The organism is Paenibacillus sp. FSL L8-0470 (assembly GCF_038008625.1).
Lineage (GTDB): Bacteria > Bacillota > Bacilli > Paenibacillales > Paenibacillaceae > Paenibacillus_AQ.
On sequence record NZ_JBBOZM010000001.1, the window covers coordinates 6,278,351 to 6,300,571 of the forward strand.

The 22,221-nt window shown below is 47.7% G+C and carries 17 protein-coding genes; 5 read left to right on the plus strand and 12 right to left on the minus strand.

Annotated elements, in window-relative coordinates; translation table 11 throughout:
- Positions 1 to 47: 47 nt before the first annotated feature.
- From NST99_RS28530 to NST99_RS28540, 3 genes are read left to right on the plus strand one after another with little or no spacing between them, the layout of a single operon-like run.
- Positions 48 to 1,517, plus strand: coding sequence for a VCBS repeat-containing protein (locus NST99_RS28530; protein WP_341096212.1), 1,470 nt, complete (start codon positions 48 to 50; stop codon positions 1,515 to 1,517).
- 20 nt (positions 1,518 to 1,537) lie between these two features.
- Complete coding sequence (locus NST99_RS28535; protein WP_341096214.1) at positions 1,538 to 2,224, plus strand: response regulator transcription factor; 687 nt, start codon at positions 1,538 to 1,540, stop codon at positions 2,222 to 2,224.
- Between the two features lie 2 nt (positions 2,225 to 2,226).
- Positions 2,227 to 3,624, plus strand: coding sequence for an ATP-binding protein (locus NST99_RS28540; RefSeq protein WP_341096215.1), 1,398 nt, complete (start codon positions 2,227 to 2,229; stop codon positions 3,622 to 3,624).
- A gap of 17 nt (positions 3,625 to 3,641) precedes the next feature.
- On the opposite strand, the gene NST99_RS28545 is transcribed toward NST99_RS28540, so the two are convergent.
- The 11 genes from NST99_RS28545 to NST99_RS28595 form a co-directional block, all read right to left on the minus strand.
- Positions 3,642 to 4,391: an ABC transporter permease gene (locus NST99_RS28545; RefSeq protein ID WP_341096217.1), complete on the minus strand. Its 750-nt coding sequence runs from the start codon at positions 4,389 to 4,391 to the stop codon at positions 3,642 to 3,644.
- Positions 4,388 to 5,311 carry an ABC transporter ATP-binding protein gene (locus tag NST99_RS28550; RefSeq protein WP_341096219.1) on the minus strand — a complete coding sequence of 308 codons (924 nt, stop codon included), beginning with the start codon at positions 5,309 to 5,311 and terminating at the stop codon, positions 4,388 to 4,390. The genes NST99_RS28545 and NST99_RS28550 overlap by 4 nt, the downstream gene beginning before the upstream one ends.
- Before the next feature lie 61 nt (positions 5,312 to 5,372).
- Entirely contained in the window at positions 5,373 to 6,062 is a 690-nt protein-coding gene (locus NST99_RS28555; protein WP_341096221.1) for a TetR/AcrR family transcriptional regulator, read from the minus strand.
- A 331-nt stretch (positions 6,063 to 6,393) separates the two neighbouring features.
- The gene (locus NST99_RS28560) at positions 6,394 to 8,451 is read right to left on the minus strand and encodes an iron ABC transporter permease (protein ID WP_341096222.1); all 2,058 of its coding nucleotides are present in this window, start codon (positions 8,449 to 8,451) and stop codon (positions 6,394 to 6,396) included.
- A gap of 8 nt (positions 8,452 to 8,459) precedes the next feature.
- Positions 8,460 to 9,482, minus strand: a complete 1,023-nt coding sequence (locus NST99_RS28565; RefSeq protein ID WP_341096223.1) for an ABC transporter substrate-binding protein — start codon at positions 9,480 to 9,482, stop codon at positions 8,460 to 8,462.
- Positions 9,483 to 9,767: 285 nt separating this feature from the next.
- A complete protein-coding gene (locus tag NST99_RS28570) occupies positions 9,768 to 11,414 on the minus strand; it encodes a bifunctional metallophosphatase/5'-nucleotidase (RefSeq protein ID WP_341096225.1) in 1,647 nt (548 codons plus the stop codon).
- A 23-nt stretch (positions 11,415 to 11,437) separates the two neighbouring features.
- Positions 11,438 to 12,265, minus strand: coding sequence for a carbohydrate ABC transporter permease (locus NST99_RS28575; protein WP_341096227.1), 828 nt, complete (start codon positions 12,263 to 12,265; stop codon positions 11,438 to 11,440).
- Between the two features lie 12 nt (positions 12,266 to 12,277).
- Entirely contained in the window at positions 12,278 to 13,162 is an 885-nt protein-coding gene (locus tag NST99_RS28580; RefSeq protein WP_341096229.1) for a carbohydrate ABC transporter permease, read from the minus strand.
- An 88-nt stretch (positions 13,163 to 13,250) separates the two neighbouring features.
- Positions 13,251 to 14,546, minus strand: a complete 1,296-nt coding sequence (locus NST99_RS28585; protein ID WP_341096231.1) for an ABC transporter substrate-binding protein — start codon at positions 14,544 to 14,546, stop codon at positions 13,251 to 13,253.
- A 236-nt stretch (positions 14,547 to 14,782) separates the two neighbouring features.
- Positions 14,783 to 15,634, minus strand: a complete 852-nt coding sequence (locus NST99_RS28590) for a response regulator transcription factor (RefSeq protein ID WP_341096232.1) — start codon at positions 15,632 to 15,634, stop codon at positions 14,783 to 14,785.
- Positions 15,631 to 17,481 carry a cache domain-containing sensor histidine kinase gene (locus NST99_RS28595; RefSeq protein ID WP_341096235.1) on the minus strand — a complete coding sequence of 617 codons (1,851 nt, stop codon included), beginning with the start codon at positions 17,479 to 17,481 and terminating at the stop codon, positions 15,631 to 15,633. Before NST99_RS28595 ends, NST99_RS28590 begins: the two co-directional genes overlap by 4 nt.
- A 385-nt stretch (positions 17,482 to 17,866) precedes the next feature.
- On the opposite strand from NST99_RS28595, the gene NST99_RS28600 reads away from it, so the two are divergent.
- Positions 17,867 to 19,015, plus strand: a complete 1,149-nt coding sequence (locus tag NST99_RS28600) for a copper amine oxidase N-terminal domain-containing protein (protein ID WP_341096236.1) — start codon at positions 17,867 to 17,869, stop codon at positions 19,013 to 19,015.
- 355 nt (positions 19,016 to 19,370) lie between these two features.
- Here the strand turns inward: NST99_RS28600 and NST99_RS28605 are convergent, their stop codons facing one another.
- Positions 19,371 to 20,765, minus strand: coding sequence for a PTS transporter subunit EIIC (locus NST99_RS28605; protein ID WP_341096237.1), 1,395 nt, complete (start codon positions 20,763 to 20,765; stop codon positions 19,371 to 19,373).
- A 253-nt stretch (positions 20,766 to 21,018) separates the two neighbouring features.
- On the opposite strand from NST99_RS28605, the gene NST99_RS28610 reads away from it, so the two are divergent.
- Positions 21,019 to 22,218: an enolase C-terminal domain-like protein gene (locus NST99_RS28610; protein WP_341096238.1), complete on the plus strand. Its 1,200-nt coding sequence runs from the start codon at positions 21,019 to 21,021 to the stop codon at positions 22,216 to 22,218.
- Positions 22,219 to 22,221: the final 3 nt, after the last annotated feature.

Genomic DNA, 22,221 nt, shown 5'->3' on the forward strand with positions numbered 1-22,221 from the left:
AGGTTGGGATATACTAGCCACAGATGAACTAAAGGAGATTATATCTTATGAACAAATCAGGCCTAAGCGCCCTTCTCTTATTATCCATTATTGCTGCAGGCTGCGGTGCACCCAAGACTCCCAGTGATCTACTCCGGGCCCCTTCGCAGGGCAGTGCCGATGGCACCATTACAAGTATTGTGAAGTCTTTTCTTCCGGCGAATGCCCACCTGACGGTGCCCATCAATTCCGAATCCGGCAGTGCCATTCAATTGCAGGATCTCGACAAGGATGGTCAGGATGAAATTCTGGCCTTCTATAAGACGGACAAAACGGATTATGAAATCAATACCCTCGTATTGTCCAAACCCGGCGCCGACTGGAAAAAGCTGACTACGATTACGGGAGTCGGCAGTGAGCTGGATTACGTACAGTTTATAGATGTTACCGCAGACGGAGCAGCGGATATGCTGCTCGGGTTCAGCGGCGGCGAAGGCTTGAGCAAGGAACTGTCCGTCTACAGTCTGAGTGGTGGTGAGCTGACCGAAAAGCTCAAGCAGCCTTATGACCAGCTGGTTGTCGGCAATCTGACCAATGAAGGTCAGACTGATATCGCCCTGATCCAGGGAACGTTCACCACGGACACCCAGCCGCAATCCCACCTGCAGGTAATCCGGCTTCATGACGGCAAGCTGCAGACCTTGTCTGACCAGACCATCGACGGGTATGTGTTCCAAGCCTTGTTTACAAAAGCAGCGCCATCCAAAAACGCCCTGATCATTGATGCGGCGGTTGGTGCACATTCCTCCTACACTTCTTTGCTGACTTGGGAAAATGGCAAATTTATTGATATACTTGCAACAGAGGATTATCAGCGTGACGAATTGGCAGACAGCAGGGATATTGTGCTGAGGCCACTTGCTTCGGAAGCAACCGGTTTGCTGGGTGAGAACAATATGGCGATCAAGGATTACCCGCTGTATAGCTCAGATATTAACGGTGATGGCATTGTCGAGATCGGTTTCCTTGTTCCTCCTGCGGGTACAGAGAGCTTTTCCCCGCTGGCCACTCCCTTTATCACCAAATATTATCAGTGGGATGGGCAATCGGGACTGAAGTTTGTGGAGGAGCATTTCGACAGATGGGGCTACAATTTCCACATTCCGCAATCCTGGACCGGTAAATACAAGCTGGTGGCCCCGGAGGAATCCCCTACGGCTTGGGAGCATATCCAGTTTAACTACACCAATGCAGCGTCTGCTGAGCAGGCCCCGCTTCTGGAGCTGCGCCAGATCTCCAAAAAGGATTGGCAGACTGCCGAAGCGGCACTGCTGGCGAAGAACGCAACCTATAAACTGCTGTATGAGCTGCAAAATACGGAGGATAGTACTGCGCCAACCGTGCTTGTTGCTGTTCTTCCATCTGCAGATGCAGCCGGCAAGCTGACCGGCTCCTCCCTTCAGGAGTATGAACAGCTAAAGCTGACGCTTGACGAAGTGCAGCAGCTGGCCGGTACGCCGCAGAAGCCCCAGCAATAGGTATGACAAGGAGGGCACCCATGAAAGTGCTGGTACTGGAAGATGAGAAGCCCATACGCGATTTCCTGCTTATTAACCTTAAGCGTGCGGGCTTCGAAGTTGTCGAAGCCTCCACAGGCGAAGAGGCTCTGGCTGCCGCCCGGGATCAGAAGGATTTTGATATTGCTATTCTGGACCTGATGCTTCCCGGTGTCAGCGGCTTCGAGGTGTGTGAAGGCCTTCGGGGCATGTTCCCCCGGCTTGGTATTATTATGCTGACTGCCAAAAGCCAGGAAGTCGATAAGGTGATGGGGCTGGAATCCGGTGCAGACGACTATGTGGTTAAGCCCTTCAGTCCGGTTGAGCTGGTTGCCCGGGTCCGGTCGCTCTACCGGCGGATGTATCCGGGAGAAGTGTCCGCACAAGAGAACCATATCGAGCTTCCTCCATTTACACTGATGCTGGATGAACGCAAGTTACTGAAAGACAAGCTCGAGATTCCCCTGACGCCCACAGAATTCTCCATCGTCAAACTGCTTATGGAGCAGCCTAACAAGGCCATGAACCGTGATGATATTCTAACCTCCGTATGGGGGCAATATTTTATGGGAGAGCTTAAGATTGTAGATGTGAATATCAGCCGAATCCGCCAAAAAATCGGGCAGGGCTCTTCCGGACCACAATACCTCGAAACGGTCTGGGGATTCGGCTATCTATGGAGGGTCTAACATTGCTGAAGGGAATCAGGTCTAGGCTTATCGTCTATATCACCATTGTTCTGCTCCTGATCGTCCTGCTGCTGGAGGGGGTATTTATTGTAGCAGTCCATTACTACTACCTGGGTAGCGCGATGGAGACCCTGTCTTCCCGGGCCGTCACCTCCGCCACCTTTTTCAACAAGTATCTGGAGGGCTACTCGATCAATGAACGGGCCAGGTACATTCTGGAGAATCTTTCGACTGAAGAGAGCAGCAAGGTTGAAGTGCTCAGTCCGGCAGGTGATGTCATTATCAATTCATTCGGCTTCGCAAGCTCGGAGCATATTGAGACCCCTGATGTCAAAGATGCTTTGATCAGCGGCAAGGGGACCTATCAGAGTATTACCCCTCTCAACGGTGAACGGATAATGGCCGTTTCCATTCCTTTGAGGGAATCCGGGGAGAACATTGGTGTACTGCGCTACTCTGTTTCAGCAGAGCCCCTCTACGACGTTATTATCAACATTGTCCTGAATGCCGCCTGGGTCGGGCTGCTCGTCATTCTTTTTGGCTTCGTACTCAGCCTGATTATCGCTAAACGGATTGTGGGACCTATTCAGCAATTAACCTCTGTCGCCAAAGAGATGGCCACCGGAAACTTTGACGTAAGGGCGGAAAAGCGGTATGACGATGAGGTCGGCACCTTGGCGGTCACACTGAATTACATGTCAGAGGAAATGATCAAAAGCGAAAAAATTAAATATGATTTCATCTCCTCCGTCACGCATGAGCTGCGCACTCCCCTTACCTCGATCAAAGGCTGGGGCGAAACGCTGCTTGTGGGTGATTTGTCTGATAAAAAAGAGACCCTGCAGGGTCTTGAGGTAATGACCGGGGAAACAGATCGTCTGATCGGTCTGGTCGAGGATTTGCTGGATTTTTCCAAATTCCAGGCTGGGGAGATAAAGGTCTCGCTCCAGCCTTATGACCTAAGGGGTCTTCTTGAGGATCTGCTGCTGCAGTTCAGGTACCGGGGCCAGACCAAACAAATCCGGCTCTATGCCGATATTCCCGATCAGCCGCTGCCCGTGGACGGCGATTTCAACCGGTTGAAGCAGGTTTTTGTAAATCTGCTGGACAATGCTTTCAAATTCACTCCTGCCCAGGGGGAGGTCCGCCTCACGGCGGACTTAAATGAAACCCTAATTATCATCACAGTCACGGACAACGGGGAAGGCATCGAAGCTGACGACCTCACAAAGCTCGGGACCAAATTCTTCAAAGGCAGATCACGCCAGTCTGGAAGCGGACTGGGCCTTGCCATCTGCAAGGAAATTATCGAACTGCATGGCGGCCTCCTGCGCATCGAGAGCGAATTCACCAAGGGAACCTCAGTCATCGTAGAGCTGCCGCGCTACCCGGTGGAGTGAGGCGCCCCTTTTATCTATTACGCCTGGTCAGCATAACGCCACCAGGAGAGTGTGCCGATCAAGCCAATACCACCGGTCAGATACGGAAGGCTGAGACTCAGAGTCTGCAAATGGACATTCCCCTCCCCCGAAGCGCCGCTGAGGAGCCCGGGGATGGCCCATGGAATATATTCTGTAATTCCAAGGCCTCCGCCAAGCTGGGAAATCACGATGGTAAGCATAATGAACCCAAACGCAGACATATACCCGCGTCCAACGCTGGCCATCCAGGCTACCGGGATGCATAGGCAGATAACCATGAAACAGAGCAATACATATTCCCTGAAGCTTTGCGCGATGATCTCAAGGCTCCAGCCATCCAACTGTACAAACCAGGCGGTAAGGCCTCCAACCGCGAACATGAGGAGTGCCAGGACCTCACACCAAACTGTGGCAACCATTAATTTAGCGGCTGCCACACTGTAACGGGAAAGCGGCAATGCCAGTAAATCCTTAACCGTACGGTCGGAGTATTCCCGGCCGAATATCCAACTGTATATAAAACCGAAGCCGATTAATCCTCCAATCGAAACCACATAACCAAGCTCATCCATAAACCCCTGCACATCCAATATACTCTCTATGTTGTTCTGGGAACCCAGCGATCCGGAAAAAACGAGCCCCAGCATAACCGGAAGCAGGATGCTGGCACCAAGTGATATCCATAGCAGCCTGGACCGGCGAAGCTTCAAGATTTCTCCCCCTATGGCTGATAACCATTGATTCATTCTGTTGCTCCCCCTCCGGTTTCAATTTTTCTAAGAAAATAAGCTTCAAGATCTTCTTCTTCTACACTCAACTGAATGGGCGGCATATTTGCATGGACCAGCAGCTTCGCGATCTGCTCCGGACTAGCTATCGCATGATCGTCGGAGAGCCGCAGCCCTTCCTCGGACAATTCCACCTTATAGCCGTGCTGAACCAGCTTTATCCGGGCAGCTTCAGGATTACGGGTCTGCACAAGCAGATGTTTCCGGAGAATATGCTGCAGCTCCCTGACCTCCGTTTCCTGAAGCAGCTTGCCATGATGAACAATACCGATCCGTGTCGCCAGTCTGGCGACCTCGCCCAGGATATGGCTGGAGATAAATATTGTCACCCCGTGAGTCAGGGCAAGCTCGTTAAGCAGCTGCCGAACCTCAACAATTCCAGCGGGGTCCAATCCGTTCGTCGGCTCATCCAGAATCAGCACTTTTGGATTATGCAGCATTGCTTTGGCGAGGCCCAGCCGCTGTCCGTTGCCGAGTGACAATTTACCGGCCTTGCGGTCCCGGTAGGCGGTTAGCTGCAGCTTGTCCATTACAGAATCTATCGCATCATGTTCCGGTATGCCCCGCAGACGGCGGATGATCTCCAGATTCTCCCGGACCGTTAGCTCAGGATAAGAATAAGGGGTCTCCACCATGTATCCGACGTTCGCCCACAGCTTGTGACTGCCGGCATCCACACGTTGTCCGAACAAATAGGAAGCTCCGGAATCCGGCCGGATCATCCCCAGCAGCATTCGTATCGTCGTCGTTTTGCCCGCCCCATTCAATCCCAGAAATCCGTAGATTTCCCCTTGCTCAACATGCAGTGATATTCCGTCAACAGCATGATGGCTTCCGTAATGTTTCGTTAAGCCTTCAGTCTGAATAATAGCATTCACATTATCGCCTCCTCTATAAACTAACTAGTTAGTTATATTTGATGAAAATAAAAGCCATCTTCTACAGTAAAGATGGCTCCATGACACCATACATGACAAACTTCGCAATCTGATCCATGGTGTGCTCCTTCATCTCCGGGGAGTCCAGCTTGCTCATCACTTCCTTATAGCGTGAAAAGGACTGAAGCGTCGCTGTCGTCACATTTAGAATCAGAATCGGAAACATCGCCGGATCGAAATCCTGCCGGAGGATTCCATTCTGCTTCGCGGCTATGGCCAGCTCATGCAGCTGAGTCATATCATCCGGACGGTAGGTGATTTGATTCCAGGTCTTCCAATCCTCTGCGGCCTCCCAGAACAGAATTTTCAAATATCGCGGGTACTCCAGGAGAAACTCATACATATGCCGGGTAATCTTCTCCAGAAAACTCTTGAATACAACAGGGTCACTCATGAGACCTGGGTTCTTCAACAGTTCGGCGATTGCCGCCCCGGTTACCTGTTCACTAATCTGGTCGGCACGTTTGACTACTTCGGTATAAAGTCCCAGCTTATCGCCGAAATACTGATAGATCAGGCTTTTGTTATACCCCGAGGCCTTCGCAATCCCGTCGATTCGTGCTGCTGAATAACCAAGCTCTGCAAACGTCTCCTCCGCTGCGTCAAGAATCATCCCCTTAGTTCGGGCTGCATCATAAGTCCGTGAACTTCGCTTGCCGTCGCTCTTGCTCCCGCTCTCTGCTGGCGTCATGGTTTCCACCTCTTTTTATAACTAACTGGTTAGATTATATTTGAATGTACTACCGAAGTCAAGAGCACCTATATTCTATTGATCTGTTATTGTGAGCGGAGCAACGGTATTTGTCTGGCCAGATAAAAGGGGCCCCTCTTATTCATTATGAATTTGGGTGCCTTTCTTGCGACGTTGAATCAGACCGTGATGAGCGTCAAAATGATGTACGCTCTCGGTTAGAACGACCAGCAAGACTGGGTGATTTATACAATCAACTGAGCGTACAAACAAAAAAACCGATACCTAAAAAGGTACCGGTTTTAAGTCATTCCAGTTCTCTTCATCCCTTTTACTTCTTGCTGACAAGTGAACGGTACATCAGAAACAGGAAATATGGAGCTCCAATGAGCATAATAATCAGGCCTGATGGTATTTCTATCGGGGCCATTATGGTTCTTCCGATCGTATCGGCAATGACCAGCATTAATCCCCCCAGCAGTCCCGACAAAATAATGGAGCGTCTCGTGTGATGCCCGATCATCATCCGTACTGCATGCGGTGCCATAAGCCCGAGAAATCCGATTGTCCCAACGCTGGCAACGGCTCCCGCTGCAAGCAAAACGCCGATAATCATAGCCCACAACCGCGTTCCCCGAACCGGCAAGCCAAAACCTGTTGAACTCTCGTCGCCAAACGCCAGCAAATCAAATTTCCGGCCCAGATAATATGCAATCGGCACAAGGACAATCAGAAAGATAAACAGGCTGTAAAGCTGATTCCAGCCCCGGCCATAGGTCGAACCCGTCAGCCAAATAAAGGAACTGCTGCTCCACAGGCTTGCCTTAACGATCATAACCTGTATGCCCGCAGAGCCGACCGCCGATACAGCGATTCCGAGCAGGATGAGCACGGATGGATTCAAGGCTTTGCGCCAGGCCAGAAAGAATACAAAGGCTGCTGCGACAACCCCACCCGCAATTGCGGCTAAAGGTAAGACAACTACCGTCAATGCAGGCCATGCGAACAGTACGATCATCGCACCAAGCCCGGCGCCTGAGGTCACGCCAATAATCGAAGCGTCAGCCAGCGGATTGCGGACAGCGCTTTGAATTAAGACACCGCTGATGGCTAGCGCGATACCGCCGCAAGCTGCAACCAGAGTACGCGGAAGCCGCAGATTCAGCAGCACAGAAAACGATTGATCTCCCCCGGGGATAAGACTGCCCAGCAAATCAGCCAGCGGAATTCTCGTTCCCCCAAGCGATAAGCTCACAAGGATGACAACGAGGAGCAGTGCGGTCATGAATATCGCCGTAGGAACAAAACGCATACGCAGCGCGGCTCCCCCAACACTCATGGATGACTGTCCGGAGCCTGAACCGGATATATTCTTCATCTTGGTAAGCACCAGCCAAATGAGCCATGGCGCTCCAATAATCGCCATAACCGCACCGACTGGTATCTCACCTACATTGCTCCGCACCACACGCGCAAGCGTATCCGCTGCGGTAATGAGCAGTGCTCCCCATAAGGCGCTCGCGGGAATAAGCAGGCGATGCTTGCGGATACCGCTAAGCCGGACCAGATGTGGAGCGACCAGACCGACGAAACCTATCGGTCCGACCACGCTGACCACGATCGCAGCCATGAGCACGGATATGCCCAGGCCCACTGCCCGGGTTAACCCCACACGCTGTCCCAGCGAGCGGGCGGTTGACTCATCAAGCTCAAGCGCATCGAATTGCCGGCCGGCGAAGACTGCTGCCCCAATCAGCGCAAGGACGAAAGGCCAAGCGTACCGGACACCATCCCAGTCCAGTTGAATCAGGGAACCTGCGCCCCATAAGAACAAATTTTGTGTTTCCGTCTGTTTGAAGATATGTAAGGCAGATGTGAACGCACCTAATACCATGGATACGATCATACCCGATAATGCCAGCCGGACAGGCGTGGCTGCCTTGCCTCCACCCAGGAAATAGGCGGCCATTGCCGCCAGAAGTCCCCCTCCCGCTGCCAGCAAAAACGGGAACTGCTGCTGCATAGCCGGGAAAGCAACCATACCCAGGACAACCATAAAGTAAGCCCCGGCATTAATCCCCAGCGTATCCGAGGATGCGAGCGGGTTCTTCGTTATGGTTTGCAGTAATGCACCCGCCGCAGCTAAAGCAGCCCCGGCCAGAATCCCGATAACCGTTCGCGGCATCCGGATATCCCAGAGCAGATTATGCTCCATCACGTCCTGGCGGTTCAGCAATCCATCCAATAGGGTGGCTGCCGGAATTTTGGCCTCTCCGAAGCCGAGGCTCAGGAGGAATAGAACGAAGAGGACGGCAAGACCGCCCCCAAATATTCCAATTAGCCGCCAGGTTATTCCGATTGAGGATTCCTTGCTACTATTCTCGTTCATCAAAGTACTCATTTCGTTAAACTATTTACAACTTCATCCACGATAACCTTGGAGGAGACCGGACCGCCGAACACCCAAGTTGCGCTGCCTAATCCAAAGGTGCGTTTCTCCTTCACGAAGGTAAGGCCTTTCCAGACGGAATTATCCTTCAGTTCGTTCGAGAAAATATCATCATCCTTCTGGACGATATAGATCAGATTGGTATCCTGAACCGCAGGCAATGCTTCAACTGTCGATGTGCTGAATCCGTAAGCCTCAAAAGCTTCGGGTTTCCAGTCGTTCTTCAAGCCGATCCGGTCCAGCGTCTGCACCGCCAGAGAGTTATCCGTAAAGAGACGCATCGTCGCTGCATTCTGATAGCTGTAGGCTTGCGTCAGTACATAGTTCAAGCCTTCCTTGCCTGCAGCGGCTAGCTTCGTCTTAGCATCCGCATAATGCGCATCCAAATCTGCCAGGACCTTATCACCTTCCGCGGTCTTGCCGACAGCGGCTGCAATCGTTTTGAAAGTATCTTCCATCATCGTGTATTGATCACCTTGGCCTTCAGGCGGATACAGGCCGAAGATCAGCGTTGGCGCAATGCCCTTCAATTGCTCATAGATGGCTTCATGGCTGTCTGTATTCGCGATAATCAAATCCGGCTTCAGCGCCGCAATCGTCTCCAGATTCGGCTCACCGCGTGTACCGACATCAGTCACGCCTGCATCCAGGGGCGCTTCGCCAGTTACCCAAATCTTATAATTTTCGTTATCGGCATTCCCTACCGGCTGCATGCCGAGGGCAATAATATCTTCGGTAAATGTCCACTCCAGCACTACGACCTTCTGCGCAGGCTTGTCCAGCTTAACCTCACCTTTAGCATCTTTCAGTACAATCGGGCCACTCGCCGCTTCACTGCCAGCATTCGTTGCAGTTGCATTGCCAGTTGCGCTTTCGTTAGCTGCCGGGCTTTTCGTATTGTTGGATCCACAACCTGCCACAACCAGTATGACAGCAATAACCAGAACTAAACTCAACAACCTTTTGTGCATTTTGTAAATCCCCCTGATATTCAGATATAAGTTCTCTATGATAATCGTTATCGTTATATTGATAATGATTATCATTTCTATTCATATTAGCTATCTTATATGCGATTTCCCAGAATGTCAAAGTTAAAATTTGAATATATGAGAAAGTGACGCTTGAGGTCGGGTGGCTTTCTCTTGCGCCAAATTCACTCAAGCAAGCAGCCGCTGATCAAAAACACAGAGCAGCGACTCTCCAATAACGGGAGAAACGCTGCTCTGTTGTCTTTTTAAGGTGTTTTTTCTTGATTATTTATTCTTATCACTAATTTCTGAAACAATCTGCCTGCCGATCCCAACAATGGACCAGTTGTCATCAACTTCCGGCGATAACGTCTTACGATCCCTGATGTAGCTTACAAGCATATCACGGATGCTGCATGCCGATTCCCAATGTTTTGTCGCGCTAACCAATTTGGACGCCTTCAATAAGCTGCTGTAGCGATAATTGTTGACAGCAAGCTGCAGCTGTTCGGTATCGGCAAGCGGTTTGCCTTTGTAGATCACATTTATGATCCGGCTACCGGAGGGTTGCGACAGGTCGATCTGATAATCGATACCAGCGAACATATCATAGAGATAACTCGGCACCTCGGGGTTAATACTAATCGCAGAGTCACCTTGTTGCCACTGTTTGAAATGCGTTGCCGAGGCTTCCATGTAAGCCTTAAGCTCTTTGCCGGTTACATTGACAACGTACAGCAAATTATCGAATGGATAAATGCGGTACACATCAGCGTAAGTCAATGGGCCCTGCTTCAAATCGGCCTTGTCCGAAAAAAGGCTCGTGGCGGCAACATCCGCTCCACTGGCCTCAAGCATCGCCTTCTGAATCAATGTAATGACTGCTGTATCCCGCAATCTTCCCGCTGGCAGGCCACTGATTTCATCCTGTGGCTGGAAGTCGGCTGTCGCATAGCCCAGAATGCCACCGTCCATATCTGTTGAGGAGACTCCACCTCCCTGCTCGATGAAGCGAAGCGTCTCTTCATGCGCTTCTGAGACCAGACTCCGCAACTCCGGGTCCGGCTCCCAGCCGGCCATATCAACAATCGTGACTTCCCGGTTCACAACCCGGGGGCCTTCACCGCCAAGCTCGACCGCAAGGTCGAAGCGTACCACTTCCCGCCCCCGGTCGCGTGGCCCTCCAATGACGGTATCACCGATACGTTCTATAACCGTAATGTGCATATGACCGACCAGAAGCACATCAGCCTCAGGAACCAGCTCGGCAATGTGTTCAGCGGCATCCGAACCGCCTTCTTCGTCGAATTCCGCCACCATTCCCGCATGGGCGCTAATCATAATGATGTCAGCCTTACCTTCAGCCCTCAGTGAGGCTGCAATTCTCTGTGCCGTTTCAGCCATGGGGCCAAAGCGCAGAGCCTCCACCTTCCCGCCGTCCCAGCGCGGGACATTAGGGTTAGTCAGACCGATAACAGCAATCTTAATACCTTGTATCTCAACAAGCGTATAAGGTTCTGCAAACAGTTCCCCACTTTGATAACAGGCATTCGCAGCAAGCACTGGAAATTCAAGCTCCCGCCTGAATTTCTCAATCAGGGCAAGACCAAAGTTAAATTCATGATTGCCCAAGGTCATGGCCGCATATCCCATTGCATTCAGCGCCACAGAGACCGGATGTACACTATCCAGCCGCTTATTGAAGACATCATCAGTCAGCATATTCCCCTGGAACACATCACCATTGTCAATCAGAATGACCTCGGCTCCACTCTGTCTGATCTCCCGGACATAGGAGGCAACTCTGGCCATCCCGTCATTCGTTGTATCCACACCCTCTTCGTAACGATAGCCCCACAGATTTCCGTGAAGATCCGAGGTGGCAATAATTACGATATTCAATATATTACTGGTGTCCGCCCGTTCGATCATAATTCCATCCTTCTCTCGTCTCTTTACTTCAGAATTGCACCTGCGGTAAAACTCTTCTCCATCTGATCACTGAACAGCACGTAAGCCAGCAGAATGGGAAGGGTCGATATGACCATGGCTGCTGCGAGCGGTCCCCAGCTAATGCTGTATTGACCGCTGAAATTCATCAGGCCCAGCGGCAAAGTCCGCAGCTCTTGCTTTTGAATAAAGGTCGCAGCCATGAGGAGCTCATTCCATACGGCTAAAAACACGAAGATCGCTACCGAAGCGAGTGGTGGCTTCAGCAGGGGCAGCACAACTTTGAAGAAGGATTTAACGACTCCACAGCCGTCCATAAACGCAGCTTCCTCCAGTTCCTTCGGCATGGTCCGCAGAAAAGCCGACAGCATGTATACGGCAATAGGCAAATTCACAGCTATATACGGCAAAATAATAGATAATCTCGAACTGAGAATGCCAAGATTCTTGAGTATCATAAAGAGCGGGATTAGCGTAGCGTGAATTGGAACCATGACGCCCATCAATAGAACGAACAAAATCACACCGTTATATTTGAATTTCATGCGTGTCAAAGCATACGCCATCATAGAAGCAAACAGAAGCACAAAAAAGAGTGTAACCAGCGTGACAGTCACACTGTTGAAAAAGTATTGGCTGACTTTAGCGCTTACCCAAGCCTCTGTGAAATTGTCTAAACGCCATTTGGTGGGCAACGCCCAGACCGCTCCGCCAATAATCTCCGAGTTATCCTTAAACGCACTTACCACAAGCCAGTAGAGCGGGAACAACTGGAGGACGGCGATGATGATCATCAGTATGTAAATAGCTGTATTTCTCGTTTTATTGAGCATGACCTGTCCTCCTTAATATTCAATTTTCTCCTGAGTCAACAGCTTATTAATCACCCAGGCAATAATGAGACATTCCAGCACCATAAATACAGCAAGCGCGCTGCCGTAACCGAAATTCTGCTTCAGGAACGCTTCCTGGAACATTTTCAGCGCAATCACAGTCGTTGAATCAAGCGGTCCTCCGTTAGTCATCACATACACACTTTCGAATGTTTTCAGTGCATATATAACGTTCAGGACGATACAGATCCGTAACACATCGGATAATAAAGGAAAAGTAATATAACGAACCGCTTTCCAGCCTGTCGCTCCGTCCAGCTTCGCTGCTTCATAATACTGTTCCGGGATACCTTGCATTCCGGCGAACAGGATTAGCATATTGTAACCAACGTAATGCCAAGTGGTTACGATTAGTACGGACAGTAGTGCCGTCTTAGTATCCCCAAGCCACGCTTGTGTCCAGCTGCCCAGTCCCATGGCATCCATTAACGTGTTCAGCATGCCGATGTTCGGATCATAAATTTTGACCCATAGCAGGCTCACCATTGTTGTTGACATCACTACAGGGAAAAAGTAAATATTGCGGAACCATTTACGCCCCTTCATTTTTCGGGAGACCAGCATCGCCAAGGCAAACGAAATCGGCAACTGGATAAACACACCTACAAGCAAAAAGGCGAAGCTGTTCCATACCGCCTGCCAAAAACTTTTATCAACCGTAAACATCTTAGTGTAGTTGTCTAGTCCAATGAAGGTCATGGGATTGATGCCATCCCAATCTTGGAGACTGTAATAGGCTGTAATCAAAATAGGCACAAAATAAAAAATCAGAAAAACGGTTAATCCGGGCAATAAAAACAAAGCTAATATTTTTTTATTAGAGAGCGCTTTTTCCATCACTTACCCACCTGTCAAGTTGCAGAAAAGCGATGCGTCCAACTGACTGCATCGCTTTCCCCAGAATATTTTTGTGAAACGCTATAGCTTACTCTGCCTTGCGAAGCAAGGTTTCCAGTTCAGTTGTGAACTGCTCAGCTGTCAACACGCCACCATATAGCTGCTGTGTCAGATCACGATATTCCTGACCTGCATCTGCTGAAAGCAGACCGAACCACATCGCCTGCGTTTTAGTGGTTTTACCGATATCTGTAGCGTAAGCTGAAAGCTGCTCATTCTGTGATTCAGACTTAACATCGCTTTTGGCATATCCGGGCAGACCTTTTCTAACAAATTCGTCATTGAGCTTCAAAGACATGCGAATGGCAAATTCTTTGGCTGCATCCACATTTTTGGAGCTGTTGTTGACAAACAATGAGTAAGGCGCCTCAGCATTCTGGAAACCGATTGTTGCACTGTGGATCTCTTCTGCACCTGTTTTCGGAAATGCGATATATCCCAGATTGTCGCCCATTGCAGTCGACAGAGAAGTGAAGTTAAAGCTGCCGTCGATCCACATCAAGGCTTTATCATTCTTGAACAGTTCTTGTGCATCCAGGTAGGCGGAGCCGAGGAAACCCTTTTGGAAGGCATTTGAGTTCACCAATGTTACCACCTGATTCGCTGCATCAACAAATGGTGCGTCTGTGAACTTAGCTTGTCCTTTAATTGCCTCATCGAAGGCATTAACGTCCTCACGCGCTACAAGCATGTTGTAGAGCAGATCTGCCTGCCATCTTTCTTTTCCGCCGAGTGCGATTGGGATCACGCCTTCATCGTTTGCGGTTTTAATCAATGCCTGAAGTTCATCCCACGTTGTTGGAGCAGAAGCGCCAAGCTCGCCCATCAGCTTTTTGTTATAGTAAAGAACCAGTGTTGTACTGATGTTGGAAGGCACGGAATAGATGTTGCCATCTTCCTCTGTTACCAACTGATTGTCCAGAAATTGCGAGCCTAGACCCGTGGAATCCAGCGTATCGTTCAATGGAGCAACTGTCTTCGACTGCAGAACAGGGGTGCGGTATGACTTTCCGGCATGCTGTTGGAAAACATCCGGGAGTTCATTTGCGGCAAGCGCAACACTTAGTTTAGTTTTGTATGTCTCATCTTGTATGTATTCATAATTCAGTTCAGCGCCAATCTCCGCTGCGGTAGCTTCGGCAGTTGCTTGGTACATCGGATCTGCATCGAATATCCATAACGTGATAGATTTCTTACTATCCGCTGCTGCCGCTTCCTTGTTCTGAGTCCCTCCATTGTTTACTTCTGCACCTCCACAAGAAGTAAGCACTACACTAACAAGCGCGACGGATGCTGCAATAACCCCAAACTTTTTACCAAACATCTGATTTGGACCACCTTTCAAAATTTACGGATACGAGCTACAGGTACAATCTTAACAAGTGTGAAGCCAGGTTCGAATGGATATATATTGGTTTTGACAGTAAAATTTTTAGGTATGTCATATTACTTAACACTGAGTTTACAAACCACACCCGTGTTAACATCCCCTGAACATCACTTTTACTCTACACAAACAAAAAAGCCCGGCTGGAAAACCGGACTTCAACTAGCAACTGCTCAATCTCTCTCAACATTGGATCCCTCGTATACCTTATTTGGGGTAATTCCGTACTTCTTCTTGAAGCATTTACTAAAGTAGAACGGATCTCTATAGCCGACCTGATGGGCTATCGTCGCTACCTTTGGAGCCAAGGATTCCTCCGCAGCAGCCCCTTGGCGCAACAGCTCCATAGCTTTGCCAAGGCGGACATGGGTCACATATTCCACAAAAGACTCACTTGTCTCCTTCTTGAACATGTGACTTAAATAACTCGGATTCACGAAGAGGACACTCGCTGTACTCTGAAGCGACAAGCTGTCATCGGCATAATGTGCAGTCACATGATCAACCGCTTTGCGGACCAGCCGTTTACCGCTGCCCTGACGCCTTCCCTCATCAGTGGACTGCCCTGCTTCCGGCTCTTGTACATAACCCGCTTCTTTTTTCAAACGATTAATATAACGCTCTGCTTCCCATTTCTCAGTCAATTGCGTACGGATAGTTATAAGTGCTTGTTCAACCGCTTCCTCATCAATGGGCTTCAACAAATAATGATCCGCTCCGAGCGAAATGGCCTGCTGTGCATAAGTAAAGTTGTCGTAGCTTGTGATGAAAATCAGCTTTGCAGCTGAGTCTAAGGCGCGGACGGCCTTTACAAAGTCGAGCCCATTCATATTCGGCATTTCAATATCTGTAATGATGAGATCAATCGCCTGTTCCTCCATAATCTTCAAGGCTGCCGAACCCTCTTCAGCCTCTGCAACCACCTCGAAACCGGCAGAAGTCCAATCAATCAAATGGATCAAAAGCTGCCTGAAATAATATTCGTCATCCACAATCAGGACGCGGGCTACCGGCGCTGTATTCATAGTCTAGCTGTCCCCTCCTCCTGTCCGCTCGTTTTCAAGATCAGCGGCAAGCGTACCTGTACTTCCAATCCATGGCCTGGTTCAGATACCAGGACAATGCCATAGGATTCACCGAACCTCAGTTGAATCCGGTCCTGAATATTTTTGAGTCCGAAGCTGTATACCTCTTCTTCGCCATTGTCCGACCAGATAAGCCGCATTTCCTCTTCACTCATGCCTTTGCCGTTGTCACGTACAATAAAGCAGAGATTGCTCTGCTCGTCCGTCCTTTCCGTATAGCCTATGATTTCACACAGTCCTCCGTCAGGCATCCCTCTGATTCCATGGTGGATCGCATTCTCGACAAGAGGCTGCAGCAGCATTGTGGGCACTTGGCAGGCCTCTATTCCCGGTTCAAACGAAATCCGGTAATCCAGCTTTTTAAAGCGGATTTGCTGAATGTATAAATAGCTTTCCAGATGTTTTTTTTCCTGTGCAGCAGCAATTAGCTCCTGCCCATTGCTAAGTGAAATCCGGTAGAATTCGCCGAGCGCCTTCAGGATGCTGCTTATTTCTTTAGCATTCGTCATCACAGCCATCGCACGTATCGTGTCCAGCGTATTATACAAAAAATGTGGTTTGATCTGCGAATACAGCAGCCTTAGCTCCAGCAGCCGCTTCGTCTTCTCTTCATCTTCAATTCTTAGCATCAATCCCTGAATATGCTCCACCATTTCATTAAATGTCGCACCCAGCCTGCCAATTTCGTCTTGCGTTTCGGCGGATGCACGTACATCAAAGTTCCCGGCACCTACTTCAACAATCACCTCACTGAGCTGGCTGAGGGGCCGAGTTAGAAGCCGCGAGAACACAAAGGACAAAAACGCTGCCGAGAGCATGCTGATCAGTCCGAAGCCGACCATTAATAATGCGATTTTCCAATACCCATAGGTCAACTCTGAAGTGGTAACCAGGTGGACAACCTTCAAACCATAGGGATCAAGGCTTTGTAAGGACACTAAATAACGCATTCCATCGACTTGATCGGTCTTGCTCCCTTCAGAAGCTGACTTCGTCCATTTGGCAAGAGAGTCATCTTCAATCGCTTGGCTGACCAGTGAAGCTTCATTCGCGGATACAATAATTCCGTCCTGGTTAATGACCAGAGTAGGATTCTGATTAGAATGTTCATTATGGTACATCCGGGCGAGTGTCCGCTCGTCAATATTCACATAAATATAACCAAGCGGAGTCCCCTTCTCCATGCTCATAATAACTCTGCACACACTAATCATATTCTTCTTCTTCATACCGGACAGAAATGATGGCTGCAGTGTATCTCCCCAGACCGCTCCACCTTTTGCAGCATCAATCGCTTCTTTGGGATAAATGCTGAGACTCTGCAAAGTCACACCGGTCAAATTGGAGGTATAATAGAGTTCGCCGCTTAAGGATTCGATAATAACGGAATCAATATTCGGCTCAGTCTCCAGCATCGCAGCCAGCGTATTATGTATGGACTTCAGAGCAGAAACGTCATCGCTTGCTATAGTATCTCTACTGAGCACCTTCTGTGTATCCTGATTTATCAAGACGAATTTCGAGAAGTTCTGAACAGATTGAAACAAGGTCTCCATAGATTGTTTTATCAGTTTCACTTCTTGCTGCGAGCTTGCTGAAGTCCTTTCCAGGGTCTGATTAAAGACAATTCTATGAATGCTTATTATAAAGATTACCAGGGCCAGCGATACGATAAGAATGTTGCTGATTAGAATCTTTTGCCGCAGCGGCATGTTTCGTCTGACCGGAAAAGAAACGATGGCCCAAAATTCCTTCACGAGGGTATGGTATGATCTAAACCTCTTCATATTCCCCTCCGTTGTATGTTAAATATTTCAGCGAAATTGATAATCATATTTTTTTATATAACTATAACATTTTAAAGCAAGTCTGTTGATTATATAGATTGAACTCAAGGCTTTAGAATCCAAAAAGAGAAATTTTGTCATTACAAAGCTATTAATAAATCACTATCTCTGATCAAATTATTACTGGATTTTCCAAATCGAGGACAATGTTCTCCTATTACTTGAATCAATTGAAGGGGATCATGATGCTCGAAGGTTGCTAGAGGGATAAGACTGCAGTGAGGTAGCAGCCCCTGACGGAAAAGTGTACAATATGGATAAAACAAATATTTGTAAATCTGACATATATGTATCTATAAAACATTCATTATTGAGAGGTGTAGTAATGAAAGTGAAAATTATCATCACATTATTTACTTTTACATTATTCCTGGCTTTTGGTTCTGCGGCACACGCGGAAAATCTTCATGACTATTATGAAGATGTAACAGAATCCGACTTGAAAAACAGTATGATTCTTTCTCCTGAAAGCTCCATGGCATTTATTAATGGGCAGAAAGTATCAGCCGTTAAGCCGATTGTGAAAGATGGACGTACACTGGTACCCCTTCGTTTTATTTCTGAAGGATTTGGTGCAAAGGTAGATTTTAATACAAAAGAACAGTCCATTACCATGAAGTACGCTACGAATACCGTTTTCTTGAAAATAGGAAATAAAAATATTTCTATAAACGGTAAATCAAGCGTAATGGACGTGGCTGCAAGCATTTATAACAATACAACGTATATTCCTTTAAGATATATGGGTGAGGCATTTAATAAAAGAGTCTTGTATTTAAAAAATGCACAGATTCAACCCTATAGCTTGATTATAATTAGGGATGTTAACGCCACAGCAATCGAAAACCTTAATCTCATCCGTGTTTTAAAATTACTGTACCAAGGAAAGTCCATTGTCTATAGTGATCGTTTTATGGCAGTCATTAAAGAAAACGGTCAATTATTATTTAGCAATACTTTTAATCAATTCGAGCCTTTTGTTTATCAGGATTTGATTGAGGATAAAAACTTAGTTCGACTGGGGAATATATGGTTTAATACAGATATGGGCAATTTTTATTTGAATTATGCCTGGGACACAACGCAGGAGTTTATTTTATACCGTGTGGAAGGAGAAGAGATTACAAGGGTAGCGATTGAAAAAGCACCGATAGAGGCGGTAAAAACATATTTAAACGATGTCTATTATTTGATTAGATATGGGCGTGGTATTCCCAATCCTCAAGAAACAAGCAATTTAAAATCTGCAACATTTAACAATGGACAATGGTCTACTGATTATTTAGGTATGCCTGGATTTTATTATGGTTTTGACACATTAGCTAAGGTCTATGACTGGCCAATTACTGATAACGGTATTACTACATTTGGCTATCAACGCTTTGGCGGTCTAAGCTCTGATGAAAGAAAAAAAACGATTGGAATTTATAGAATCGAGCTGAATGGGCATCACCATGAGCTTGTAACGCCATAAAGTAATTGGCTAGTTGAAGTACTTATTGTTTAGAACTTTAACTAGCATCCGGAATTACGAGCAGCACATCGTTACAATGTAGAGGAAAAGAAACTGAAGAAGATGAAATCCATTATGAAATTAATCGGTAAAGTAGCGCGAATGCTAGTCGCATTGGCTAAAAGCAGTACCGCTTACGAACCGGTCAAGGTATAAATTCTCCCCCCTTCTTGCTTTGCCTTGTTCCTGTCGGACAGGATCTTATCTAAAACAAAAGCCCACAGTCAGCCAGTTAGGCCGAGTGCGGGCTTTTCAATATCTTTCGAAAACGTTATACAGCAAAATTTAAGTTCGGTACCCTAACATATTTGCTGCATTACTGTGCAGACTGCAGGGAGGCTTTATTGGCATTTTCAACATCACTTTTACTCAAAAGTAGATTGCAGACAATAAAACCTACCACAACCGCAATGAACATTCCCGAAATTGCATAGACAAAGTAGGGGCCGATGTATGCCGGAATACTGAAAATACTGGACAGTACATATCCGTACAAACGGACACCGAAGAAACTAATGTAAGCGGAAGCAACCGTACTGGCAATCGTGGCAGCCAAGAAGGCTTTTTTGTACTTTGCTAACACCCCGAACAAAGCGGGCTCTGTTATTCCCAGCAAGCCGGAGACGGCAGCGGAGACGATAATTGTTTTTTCTTTCGGGGTCTTCACTTTAAAATACACGGCAAAGGTTGCGCCTACAATCGAGAAGTTAGCCATACACATCATTGGCATTAACATATCGTAGCCTTGTGTTGCAAAGTTCTGCAGCGCAATTGGGGTCATGGCATGGTGCATGCCCGTAAAGACAGCTATTGGACGAATCGCACCAACAACCACACCAGCCAGAACAGGGGAGATGTCAAACAAGCCTTGAACCAGCCAAGCCAGCCCGTTTCCTAAATAGACACCGATTGGACCAATAACAGCTAAAGCCATAAATCCAGAGATAAATAGAGTCAACGTTGGTGTAACTACCGTTCTGAGTACTTCCGGAACAATCTTGTTAACCCAGCCATAAATATAACTCATCGCCCAAACGGCAAAAATAATCGGGATGACGGTTCCGCTATAGTTGAAAACAGGAATCGGGAGCAAATTAAGGAAATGGAAGGAGGATATTTCACCGGCTTTTGCTGCATCCACCATCGTTGGGAACATAATAGTTGCCGCTATGGCAATGGCCAAATACTGATTGGTCTTAAAAATCTTGGCCGCTGAGGCTGCCAGGAAGAATGGCAGGAAAGTGAACACACCGCTGGCCATCATGTTTATTATTTGAAAGGTTTCACTTTTATCCGAGATGTAATGAAGTGCAGTCAAACCGGCAATAAGTCCCTTGATTAATCCCGCACCAGCAATTGCCGGTACAATGGGCCCGAATACGCCAGATACTATGTTCATGAAGAGCGTAACGAAACCTACTTTTTGCTTGCTTCCCTTCTCCTCTTCAGGACTCTGCGCATCCTTCAGCTTGAGCTCATTAGCCAGAACGGTGTAATATTCTCCGACTTTAGGACCTAGTATGATTTGAAACTGGTCTTGATTGAACTGTGCACCAAGTACTGGGTCCAACTCTTTGATTTTCGCAATATCTACTTTATTTTTATCTTTCAGCTCAAATCTAAGTCGTGTCATACAATGCCAAGCGTTTTCAATATTCTCCTCACCGCCTATACCTGCAATCATGTCCTTAATCGCTTTCTCTTTGCTCATCAAGAATTCTCCTGTCCTAATGGATATTGGTTCCGTTTACACACTGAATAGTATCATAAAGAAACTTCTAATAAAAGCAGTCCAAAATGGTTCGACTTTATCAAAAAAACCTTTATAACAAAGGGTTTTTATTCAATTTCCATCATAATTGGACTGATATCTTTCGTTATTCAACCGGTTTACCAAACCAAATTGATTCTTCCTTTCAAACTATGGTTCAATACTCTTAGAAATTGTAGAAAAGAGGAGAAACATGAACCCTTCCATCATCACTAATGTGGAAAGCTTTATACTAAAACCTGACCGTCATAATCTGGTGGTTGTCAGGGTAACTACGGATAATGGAGTCATTGGATATGGCTGCGCCACTTTTCAGCAACGGCCCAAAGCCGTCCAGCTCGTCATAGAGGAATACCTCAGACCGATTTTACTTGGCCGTGACGCCAACCATATTGAAGACTTATGGCATATGATGATGGTCAATTCATACTGGCGCAACGGACCTATTCTGAATAATGCGGTTTCCGGTGTTGATATGGCTCTATGGGATATTAAAGGCAAGCTCGCCGGTATGCCATTGTATCAGCTGTTTGGCGGCAAATCACGGGATGCCATTCCGGCATATACTCATGCAGTTGCTGACAATATTGAAGATCTGTACAGCGAGATCGATGGACTCCTTGATCAAGGATACAAGCACATCCGTTGCCAGCTTGGCTTCTACGGAGGGAACCCTTCACAGCTGCACTCTCCGGCCACTTCCACAGCGGGCTCCTATTATGATCAGGACGAGTATATGGAGACTACGGTCAGAATGTTTGCTCTTTTGCGGGAAAAGTATAACAACCGGTTCCATATTCTTCATGATGTTCACGAGCGGTTATTCCCCAATCAGGCCGTACAGTTTGCCAAAGCGGTCGAACCGTATAAACCCTACTTTATCGAGGATATTTTGCCGCCGGATCAGAATGAATGGTTAGGGCAGATCCGCTCACAAACGTCAACGGCGATTGCCACAGGCGAACTGTTCAACAATCCGCTGGAATGGAGAAACCTGATTGCGGGTAGACAGATTGATTTCATCCGCTGCCATGTGTCCCAAATCGGGGGAATTACACCTGCGCTGAAGCTTGGAGCATTATGCGAGGCTTTCGGGGTTCGTATCGCCTGGCATACACCGTCCGACATTACGCCAATTGGAATTGCCGTCAATACACATCTCAACATTCATCTGCATAATGCAGCAATTCAGGAGAATATTCCGATTAAGGCAAACACCCGCAGCGTATTTTCGCCCATTATTGACGCCATTGATGGCTATATTTATCCGCTTGATCTGCCGGGCATCGGCGTGGAGTTCAATGAGGAACAGGCAGGTGCCTTCCCGGTGGAATACCGTATGCATGAATGGACACAGGCCAGATTACCCGACGGTACGCTAATGACACCTTAACTA

What these genes read in the sequence shown, in the direction of transcription:
- NST99_RS28530 (WP_341096212.1), top strand. Translation starts at nt 48, where the DNA reads ATGAACAAATCAGGCCTAAGCGCCCTTCTCTTATTATCCATTATTGCT.
- NST99_RS28535 (WP_341096214.1), top strand. Translation starts at nt 1,538, where the DNA reads ATGAAAGTGCTGGTACTGGAAGATGAGAAGCCCATACGCGATTTCCTG.
- NST99_RS28545 (WP_341096217.1), bottom strand. Translation starts at nt 4,391, where the DNA reads ATGAATCAATGGTTATCAGCCATAGGGGGAGAAATCTTGAAGCTTCGC.
- NST99_RS28555 (WP_341096221.1), bottom strand. Translation starts at nt 6,062, where the DNA reads ATGACGCCAGCAGAGAGCGGGAGCAAGAGCGACGGCAAGCGAAGTTCA.
- NST99_RS28560 (WP_341096222.1), bottom strand. Translation starts at nt 8,451, where the DNA reads ATGAACGAGAATAGTAGCAAGGAATCCTCAATCGGAATAACCTGGCGG.
- NST99_RS28565 (WP_341096223.1), bottom strand. Translation starts at nt 9,482, where the DNA reads ATGCACAAAAGGTTGTTGAGTTTAGTTCTGGTTATTGCTGTCATACTG.
- NST99_RS28570 (WP_341096225.1), bottom strand. Translation starts at nt 11,414, where the DNA reads ATGATCGAACGGGCGGACACCAGTAATATATTGAATATCGTAATTATT.
- NST99_RS28575 (WP_341096227.1), bottom strand. Translation starts at nt 12,265, where the DNA reads ATGCTCAATAAAACGAGAAATACAGCTATTTACATACTGATGATCATC.
- NST99_RS28580 (WP_341096229.1), bottom strand. Translation starts at nt 13,162, where the DNA reads ATGGAAAAAGCGCTCTCTAATAAAAAAATATTAGCTTTGTTTTTATTG.
- NST99_RS28585 (WP_341096231.1), bottom strand. Translation starts at nt 14,546, where the DNA reads ATGTTTGGTAAAAAGTTTGGGGTTATTGCAGCATCCGTCGCGCTTGTT.
- NST99_RS28590 (WP_341096232.1), bottom strand. Translation starts at nt 15,634, where the DNA reads ATGAATACAGCGCCGGTAGCCCGCGTCCTGATTGTGGATGACGAATAT.
- NST99_RS28595 (WP_341096235.1), bottom strand. Translation starts at nt 17,481, where the DNA reads ATGAAGAGGTTTAGATCATACCATACCCTCGTGAAGGAATTTTGGGCC.
- NST99_RS28600 (WP_341096236.1), top strand. Translation starts at nt 17,867, where the DNA reads ATGAAAGTGAAAATTATCATCACATTATTTACTTTTACATTATTCCTG.
- NST99_RS28605 (WP_341096237.1), bottom strand. Translation starts at nt 20,765, where the DNA reads ATGAGCAAAGAGAAAGCGATTAAGGACATGATTGCAGGTATAGGCGGT.
- NST99_RS28610 (WP_341096238.1), top strand. Translation starts at nt 21,019, where the DNA reads ATGAACCCTTCCATCATCACTAATGTGGAAAGCTTTATACTAAAACCT.